The organism is Enterorhabdus sp. P55 (genome assembly GCF_009911695.1).
In the GTDB taxonomy this organism is placed as follows: Bacteria; Actinomycetota; Coriobacteriia; order Coriobacteriales; family Eggerthellaceae; genus Enterorhabdus.
This window is the reverse complement of the sequence record NZ_QWKK01000163.1, coordinates 1-3,545: the sequence shown is the minus strand read 5'-3', so window position 1 is coordinate 3,545 and position 3,545 is coordinate 1. Positions and strand designations below refer to the sequence as shown.

Below are 3,545 nucleotides of genomic sequence, written 5' to 3'. Positions count from 1 at the left end.
GGGCCGTGGCGCGCTGGTCGGCGGCGGGGCCGGCATCCGGGGTGGCGCTCGCGGGAGCGGACGGCGCCGCGGCGTCCTCCGCGAAGGACGGGGCGGCGGGCGCCATCAGCAGCGTGAGGGCGAGGGCAGCCAGGCCGCCTGCCAGCACGACGCCCATCTGCCGCCGCTCGGCAGAGCGCGCATCGCGGGGACGCTTCGCCGGCGCGCCCGTTCGCTGCTTTCCGATGATCCCCATGAGCCATCGCCCCTCTCGTGATGCTGCGTCCGGGGCGGCGGAGGGTCATAAGGTCGCCGACGGGCGCAGGTTGCCGCGTTTTCCCCAGCATAGGGGCGGCGTGCGCGGGCGAGGGGCAGGCGGCGCAAGCGTTGGCTCGCCGCGCTCGGGTTGTTTCCCGCCTGTTGGGAGGCGCGCGGCGAGCGGTTGGCGGCCGGGTGAAAACGGCGTGCCGCGCGGCTGGGAGGGGGTGGCGTGCGGGCTGGCGTGCAATCGGATGCCGCGCGGTCGGCCCTCGGGGCGCATTCGGCTGCGCCCCGATTGCGGGGATGGCGCCTGGGGGCTCGTTAGCCGAGGAGCTCGTCCACCTTCCGCACCTTCGACTCCATGGTGCCGGTGTGGCCGGGGCGGATGTCCGCCTTGAGGATGACCTCGGTGCGGATGCCCTGCTCGGCCAGGACGAAGGTGGCGCGCTTGACGACGTCCATCACCTCGTCCCATTCGCCTTCGATCTCGGTGAACATGGAATTCGTGCGGCAGGGCAGGCCCGAGGTGCGAATGACGCGGACGACCTCGGCGACGTGCTCGGCCAGCTCGTCGCCCACGCCGAAGGGGGCGATGGCCACGGCGATCAGGGTGTTCATCTACTCGACCTCCTCGAGGGTCAGGGGGTTGGCGGCCACCTCGGCCGCAGACAGGTTGAACAGGGCGTCGATGAAGGCGACCTTGAAGCTGGCAGGGCCGGCCGCCTGCGCCGCGGCGACGGTGCCGGCGGCGGCGTAGTGCGCGGCGGCGGTCGCGGCGGCCACGAGAGGCTCGGCTACGGCGGCGTAGACGGCCGTCACGCCGCCGAGCGAGCAGCCAAAGCCGGTCACGCGGCTCATGAGCGGGCTGCCGCCGGCCACGCGCACGACACGTCGCCCGTCTGTGATCAGGTCTTCTGCGCCGGATACGGCCACGGCGCCGCCTGTCTGGCGCGCAAGGGCGCGCGCAGCGCCCTCGGCGGCGGACACGGGGTCGGTGCTGTCCACGCCGCGCACGCCGCACGCGCCATCCGGCGTCGAGGTCGCGCCCCACGCGGAGGCGAGCGCGATGATCTCCGAGGCGTTGCCGCGCACGACGGTGGGCTGGCATTCCCGCAGCTCGGCGAGCACTTCGGCGCGCAGGCTGCCGATGCCCATGCCCACGGGGTCGAGCACCCAGGCACGTCCCAGGTCGCGGCAGGCGCGCGCAGCGGCGGGGATGGCGTCGCGGTGGATGGGCAGAAGCGCGCCCAGGTTCACGTAGAACGCGCCCCCGGCCGCGGCGAGGGCGGCGGCCTCCTCGGCCAGGTAGACCATGGCCGCCGACCCGCCTGCGGCAAGCTGGGCGTTGGCCACGAAGTCCATGGTGATGGCGTTGGTGATGGAGGGGACGAGCGGGGTGGAGGCGCGCACGGCGTCTACGGCGCGCGCGATGTCGGCGCGCAGGTCCTCGAGGGAGGAGGGGGCGGTCATGGGCGTTCCTTTCCTAGGGGGAGAGGCCTGATCCGTCCATGATAGAGCAAGGCCGCCGTCCGCAAGCGGACGACGGCCTGAGGTTGCCGTTTCGCAGGGGAGGGGGCGCCAGGCGCCGCCGGCCGCCTGGCGGCGGACGCGTGCGGGGATTCCCGGCGACGCCCTCTAGCGTGCTTTCGGGGGGGGGTAGGCGTGCTAGGCCTGCTTGTAGGCCACGTAGGTTTCCTTCACCTGGCCGTTGGCGTCGAAGGCGGCAATCTCGGCAGCGGTCTTGAACTCCAGGTCATCGCCCTTGTAGCCGTAGTTGCTGTTGTTCATGGTGTACATGTACCCGTAGATGATGCCGCCCTCGTCGGCGCCCTTGTCCTGGGCGTCGGCCAGCTCCTGGGCCGCGGCCTTGCACTTGTCGAGCTCCTTGGGGTTCCAGAGGCGGTCTCCGCCGAGCGGTCCGAGCATGTCGTCCTCCTTTGCTAGGGGTTGTTCCTTGGGCGGTATGGTAGCGGCCGAGGAGGCGGGGAGGGGGCGGCGCGAGGGCAACGAAAGCGGGTGCTGCCGCAACGAAAGGGGGATATGCCTACCGCAGGAGGCTTTGGCGGACGCTTACGCCCGTGGCCACCAGGCGTTTCTTCGCGTAGCAAGTTTTCGTTGCGGGCGCTTCAACGTCCCGCTGCTGTTGCGAGGCGGCGCGGGCCCCTAGACTGCGAGGCAGGTACTGCGACCTGATAGGAGGCAACTCATGTGCTTTAGACCAGCGGCCGTGAGCAGCGACAAGATCGCCTGCCCCATGTGCGGCCACGAGAATCCCCTCGGCGCTGCGGCGTGCGAGGAGTGCGGCTTCGCGTCGTCCGGCCCGAGCGCGGCGCCCAAGGCTCCCGGCGCGCCCGGCGCCCCAAAGGCCCCTGGAGCGCCCGGCGCTCCCAAGGCCCCCGGCGCCCCGAAGGCTCCGGGGGCGTAGGCTCCGACCCGCGAATGGGCAAGAGGGCTCGCCGCGTTCGATTGGTGAGCCCTCTTGTTTGCTCAAGCTCTAATTATGAGCGAGAGGGTCAGGTGTTTCACGTGAAACACTCGGCCGCCCCGCACGACCTAACGATCGCGCGAGTCGGACGCCCCATGCGGCCTGACGATCGCGCGAGCCGTACGCCCCGCACGAGTCCGGCGCCGCAAGGGGCGTCCGATCCGTCCCCTGTCCCGCACCCGCACCCCGCATGGGGCGCGGGCCTCGCTCGCGCACGTGCAGCGCTGCGCCGTGCGGGGCGGGCACCCCGCGCGTTTGCTCCTCCGCGCTGCGCCTGCGCCTGGCCAAGGCCCCGCGTCGCCCCAGCGCCGCGCCTCGTTCGCTCCCTCGCGCCTCGCGTTCGCCGGCCGCCGCGTCCAGCGTCGCCCCCGCGTTCCGCCCCGCGTGCGGCCCGATACGTGGAAGACGCCCTTCCTCGTGCTGCTGGTGCTCTCGGCCGTGGGCGCCGTGGTGCACAACGTGGTGCCGGTGGGCCCGGCGGTGGCCGGTATCCTGGCCTATCCCTTCGGCGTGCTGGCGGGCGACTTCGGCATCAGCATGTACTGCATGCTCATGGTGGTGGCGTGGCAGGCGTCGCTCGCCTACGTGCTGCCGCTCGACTGCGTGCCCATCCTCACGTACTCCACCGGGTACTACCGCATGGGCGACATGGCGCGCATCGGGTGGGTGCCCACGGTGGCGCTCGTGGCGCTCACGGCCACGCTGCTGCCTGCGCTCTGCGCGCTGCTCGGGTTCGCGTAGGGCGGGCGGCACGCTCGGCGCGCGGCCCGGGGGGGGCGGCCTGGGGCGGGCGACCTGGCGCGACGGGCGAACGCGCCTG

General features: G+C 72.6%; 6 protein-coding genes. 2 read left to right on the top strand and 4 right to left on the bottom strand.

Translation table 11 applies throughout. From position 1 onward, the window contains the following. The 4 genes from D1643_RS10260 to D1643_RS10245 form a co-directional block, all read right to left on the bottom strand. Nucleotides 1-235, bottom strand: a 235-nt coding sequence (locus tag D1643_RS10260) for a hypothetical protein (protein WP_201751088.1), incomplete at its 3' end; no start/stop codon positions are given. 326 nt (nt 236-561) lie between these two features. Beyond that, nucleotides 562-858, bottom strand: a complete 297-nt coding sequence (locus D1643_RS10255; protein WP_160710525.1) for an MTH1187 family thiamine-binding protein — start codon at nt 856-858, stop codon at nt 562-564. Then, nucleotides 859-1,710, bottom strand: a complete 852-nt coding sequence (gene thiM, locus D1643_RS10250) for a hydroxyethylthiazole kinase (RefSeq protein ID WP_160710524.1) — start codon at nt 1,708-1,710, stop codon at nt 859-861. Between the two features lie 195 nt (nt 1,711-1,905). Continuing rightward, entirely contained in the window at nt 1,906-2,166 is a 261-nt protein-coding gene (locus D1643_RS10245; RefSeq protein ID WP_160710523.1) for a hypothetical protein, read from the bottom strand. A 280-nt stretch (nt 2,167-2,446) separates the two neighbouring features. On the opposite strand from D1643_RS10245, the gene D1643_RS10240 reads away from it, so the two are divergent. Continuing rightward, a complete protein-coding gene (locus tag D1643_RS10240) occupies nt 2,447-2,665 on the top strand; it encodes a hypothetical protein (RefSeq protein WP_160710522.1) in 219 nt (72 codons plus the stop codon). Nucleotides 2,666-3,142: 477 nt separating this feature from the next. Continuing rightward, nucleotides 3,143-3,466, top strand: a complete 324-nt coding sequence (locus tag D1643_RS10235; protein ID WP_160710521.1) for a hypothetical protein — start codon at nt 3,143-3,145, stop codon at nt 3,464-3,466. The last annotated feature ends 79 nt before the right edge of the window (nt 3,467-3,545 follow it).

Coding starts and splice junctions, on each gene's coding strand:
- D1643_RS10245 (WP_160710523.1), bottom strand. CDS start 2,166: ATGCTCGGACCGCTCGGCGGAGACCGCCTCTGGAACCCCAAGGAGCTC.
- thiM (WP_160710524.1), bottom strand. CDS start 1,710: ATGACCGCCCCCTCCTCCCTCGAGGACCTGCGCGCCGACATCGCGCGC.
- D1643_RS10240 (WP_160710522.1), top strand. CDS start 2,447: ATGTGCTTTAGACCAGCGGCCGTGAGCAGCGACAAGATCGCCTGCCCC.
- D1643_RS10255 (WP_160710525.1), bottom strand. CDS start 858: ATGAACACCCTGATCGCCGTGGCCATCGCCCCCTTCGGCGTGGGCGAC.